General features: G+C 34.8%; 1 protein-coding gene. It reads right to left on the bottom strand.

From position 1 onward, the window contains the following. Window positions 1–219: 219 nt before the first annotated feature. Window positions 220–375 (bottom strand): N-acetylmuramoyl-L-alanine amidase, encoded by a 156-nt coding sequence (locus ACQV2O_RS08615; protein WP_428875569.1) that lies wholly within the window; start codon window positions 373–375, stop codon window positions 220–222. Between the last annotated feature and the right edge of the window lie 226 nt (window positions 376–601).

The following is a 601-nucleotide window of genomic DNA, read 5'->3' as shown; positions in this document are numbered from 1 at the left end:
AAGTAAAAAATAGAGTTGAGGCCTTCGGCCATCAACCCTATAAATTATAGAACCTAAATAATTTAAAAATAGAACCACCTGAAAATTCAGGTGGTTTTTAAAATAAAAAGACTTCGCAAAATCAAATATGATTTGCAAAGTCTTATTTTTATTTAGTCATTAAAGTAAGTATTAATACCATTAATCAATCCCTCAACTAATTTAGCTTGATAAACGGAATCAGTCAGTTTTTTTCAATTCGGTAGGATTATCCATAAAGCCAAGATCCACTAAAGCTGCAGGCATGTCTGTAGTAGGTGTCACGTGAAGGTTTTGAGGGTGTATTCCTTGACTAGCTAGCCCCCCAGTTGCAGCTACTAATGAGGAGTTCTGAATACTATCAGCTAAGCGCTTGCCTTCAACGATCTTTTCATTGGTATGATATGGTAGAGTTGAATATCTTGAGACATCTACAAAGCGATCATGATAAAGCGTGCATATTAGCTATTTTGCCTAACCTATCACCTTGACGAACAATATAGGTTTTCGCCTTAGATACACAGATTATGTTAGACGATAATACATATGTGACATAAAACAAATAAAAATAGGGAGCTTCTGT

This window comes from Facklamia sp. P13055, assembly GCF_050409445.1.
Taxonomy (GTDB): Bacteria; Bacillota; Bacilli; order Lactobacillales; family Aerococcaceae; genus Facklamia.
This window is presented reverse-complemented; position numbering and strand designations above follow the sequence as displayed.